Source organism: Kitasatospora sp. NPDC091257 (assembly GCF_044757675.1).
In the GTDB taxonomy this organism is placed as follows: Bacteria; Actinomycetota; Actinomycetes; order Streptomycetales; family Streptomycetaceae; genus Kitasatospora; species Kitasatospora lactacystinica.
Window position 1 is genome coordinate 1 of sequence record NZ_JBIVVI010001109.1, and the last position, 3033, is coordinate 3033.

Below are 3033 nucleotides of genomic sequence, written 5' to 3' on the forward strand. Positions count from 1 at the left end.
CCGGCGTCGAGCCGCAGAGCGAGTCGGTGTGGCGCCAGGCCGAACGCCACGGCGTGCCGCGCATCGCCTTCGTCAACAAGCTCGACCGTGCCGGCCGCCAGCCGCTCCTCGAACCAGGCGGTGGGGACGCCGGCCGCGGCCGAGATCACCAGCCGGTCCGCGCCGACGTGCGGGGCCAGCTCCTCCAGCAGGGCGCCCATGTCCTGCGGCTTGACCGCCAGGATCAGGGTGTCGGCGAGCTTGGCTGCCTCGGCGTTGGAGACGGCCACCACGCCGTAGCGGGCCGCGAGTTCGGCCGCCCGCTCCGGGCGGCGGGCGGTCACCAGGACATCGGCCGGATCCTTGCCCGCCCGCAGCAGACCGGAGAGCAGGGCCTCCCCGATCTTGCCGGTGCCCAGGAAGGCGATCTTCTGTCCGTGTGCTGCGCTGCTGCCCATCGTCCGCTCCTTGCCTCGGTACTGCGGCCATCCTCGCACCGCCCACCGGCACGCGCGGGGACCGTCCGACCCGTGGTCGCCACGGACCCGAACGACCCTTGCCCCTAGGGAGAGAACTCGGGGGTTTCCCCTATGGCCTCCCGGCTCCGGGGAGCGCACCGTGGAGTCATGGCACACGACGAAATGTCCCGACGTGAGAACCGGCAACTCGCCGTCGCCTCGGCGACCGTGGGCCCGTGGCGGACCGCCGCGGGGGTCGGTGCGGTGGTGGGGGCGACGGCCCTGGGGATCGAGGCGATCTCCGGGAACTGGTCGCTGAGCATGCTGGCCTCACCGGCCGGCTGGGGCCTGTTCTTCTTCTTCCTGGTCGGTACCGTCGGCGGCCGACTGCGGCGCGACACCACCGACCGGCGACTGCGCCGCTGGGCGAACGAGCACCCGTGGCAGTCAGCGCTCCCGGCAGCCGGCGGCCTGCTGGCGCTGAACACGCTGGCCCAGCTGTTCCTCGGCGACGAGGGCCTGTTCGGCGCCTTCTTCCTCTCGCTGCTGCCGGCCGGCCTCCTGCTGGCGATCGCCGGGGTGGTCGGGTCGGTCAAGCAGGCCCGCGGCAAGGGCTGACGACCACCCGCGACCTGCCCGTTTCCGGACAAACGACACCGATCCCACGGATCACGCACACGCGTTCACCACGAAGTGTGCCCCCGATCAACGGATCGTCACACCCTGTCGGCATACTGGCGCGATGCCGACAGCCGAAGATCCGGAACCGCGCCCCGAGACGGGCCGCGAGGCGGGCGGGAAGGACCCGTTCGCCGACCTCGTCCTGGACGAGGAATTCGTCCGCGGGGCCACCGTCAAGGAGCAGAGCGGGCGCACCCGCATGCTGTCCGCCCGGTGGAAGCACACCCCGCCGGTCGACCCGGGCGGCCGCCGCTCGGTCAACGACGGCCCGTCCGCGCCCAAGGGCCGGTTCGGGCGCAAGCCGAAGCCCGCCGCGCTCGACCCGTGGGGCAGCCCCCGCCCGCGCCGGCGCGGCTGGCGCGCACCGGTGCTCGTGGTGCTGACCGTCGCGGTGGTGCTCTCCGTCCTGAACGTCGACGGGCTGCGCACATGGTTCTCGGACCACGTCTGGAAGAGCTCCTCCGCCGCCCCGGTTCCCACCGTCGCCCCGGAGACCGCCAGGCCGACCTCGGCACCGCCGGCCACCCCCGACGACCAGCCGACCGTGGACCACCCCTGGAAGGGCTCCCCCGCCGAGGGCTGGCCGAACGGCCCGGAGGCCTTCGTGCTGCCCGAGGCCAAGGCCGTCGGCGTCTTCTCGGCCGACGAGGTCGCCGCCCAGCTCCAGTCGGTCAAGGACTACCTGACGGCCTCCAACCTCGACCCCCGGGTGATCGCGGGGGCCCGTCCGGACGCCGCCCTGGCGATGCTCGACCGCCAGGAACGGGCCAACGCCGTCGCCGCCCTCGACCACCCCGCCAAGGAGACCGACCCGACCAGCTGGTTCACCCGCTTCGACCCGCGCGAGGCCGCCCTGGTGGGCACCACCGTCAAGGTCCAGGGCCGGATCAGCTTCGAGGAGGACGGTGACGGCGGCGTGCTGGTGCACACCGACTTCACCTTCGTCTACCCGCTGCAGCCGGGCCCGGACGCGGAGAAGCTGGCCTCGTCCCGCCGCACCCCGGACACCGCGCCGGGCGGCACCGCCAAGCCGGTCGGCCTGGTCACCCGGGCCGCCGCCACCGACAACGGCGACACCTGGACGACCCGCACCATCGTGCGCAAGGTCGACGACGTCCGCTTCTACGACCCGAAGCACTACAAGGTCGACGCGAAGAAGCTGGTGTTCGCCAAGACCCAGTGGGACGCGGGCAACAGTGCCTGCGACGTCTACGACGGCTTCCTGCACCCGCAGTTCCAGCAGTTCACCAGCCACGACCCGGCACCGAGCGGCCCGACCACCGACCCGTACGACCGGAGCAAGGACATCACCCCGGCCGACCAGTGCGGCAGCGTCAGCCGGACCTAGGGCCTGATCGGGAGGCGTCAGCGCTTGCGCTTGGCCCGGCCCGGCGCCTTGGCGTCGGGCCGGCGGCTGCGGCCCGCCTGGCGCTTCTCGTACTGGGCGACGGCCCGCTCGTAGGCGGCCCGCCGGACCGCCTCGCCGGGGGCCTCGACCAGGCTGCGGGCGAAGTAGGCGAGCAGCGAGCCGGCCCCGCCGATCAGCCAGACCGCGCCGAGCGACTTCTCCTCGGCCATCCAGCCGGTCAGCTGGTCCTTGCCCTCGGTGAGCACCTTCCAGGTGCGCCGCACGGCCATCATCGAGCAGACCGCGATGGCGGCGGTCAGCAGCCCGTTGAGGAACGTGCCGTTGTCGGAGAGGGCGATGCCCTCGATGCCGAAGCGCAGCAGCAGCACCACGGCGGCCGCCGCGACCAGGGCGCCGATCGACACGGCGACCCGGCGCGGCCAGTAGCCGTTGTCCCGGTTCAGCCAGCTGGTGCCGAACCAGCGGATCGGCTCCGGCTCGGGGGCGCCGACGGGAGTGGCCTCAACGAGAGCTACGGCGGCCGGGGGCAGGGCAACGCCGCGAGCC

The 3033-nt window shown here is 73.3% G+C and carries 3 protein-coding genes and 1 pseudogene; 2 read left to right on the plus strand and 2 right to left on the minus strand.

The features are described from left to right. Positions 1-86: 86 nt before the first annotated feature. Positions 87-437: pseudogene (locus ACIQOV_RS35015) on the minus strand (pyrroline-5-carboxylate reductase family protein); the annotation flags it as partial. A gap of 168 nt (positions 438-605) precedes the next feature. On the opposite strand from ACIQOV_RS35015, the gene ACIQOV_RS35020 reads away from it, so the two are divergent. Continuing rightward, a complete protein-coding gene (locus ACIQOV_RS35020) occupies positions 606-1055 on the plus strand; it encodes a hypothetical protein (RefSeq protein WP_380542175.1) in 450 nt (149 codons plus the stop codon). 124 nt (positions 1056-1179) lie between these two features. Continuing rightward, positions 1180-2466, plus strand: coding sequence for a hypothetical protein (locus ACIQOV_RS35025; RefSeq protein WP_401054886.1), 1287 nt, complete (start codon positions 1180-1182; stop codon positions 2464-2466). Positions 2467-2483: 17 nt separating this feature from the next. On the opposite strand, the gene ACIQOV_RS35030 is transcribed toward ACIQOV_RS35025, so the two are convergent. After that, positions 2484-3033 (minus strand): hypothetical protein (locus ACIQOV_RS35030; protein WP_401054887.1); only part of this gene is annotated, 550 nt, incomplete at its 5' end.

Bases quoted from the DNA above. Each gene is read 5' to 3' on its own strand.
- ACIQOV_RS35025 (WP_401054886.1), top strand. From the start codon at position 1,180: ATGCCGACAGCCGAAGATCCGGAACCGCGCCCCGAGACGGGCCGCGAG.
- ACIQOV_RS35020 (WP_380542175.1), top strand. From the start codon at position 606: ATGGCACACGACGAAATGTCCCGACGTGAGAACCGGCAACTCGCCGTC.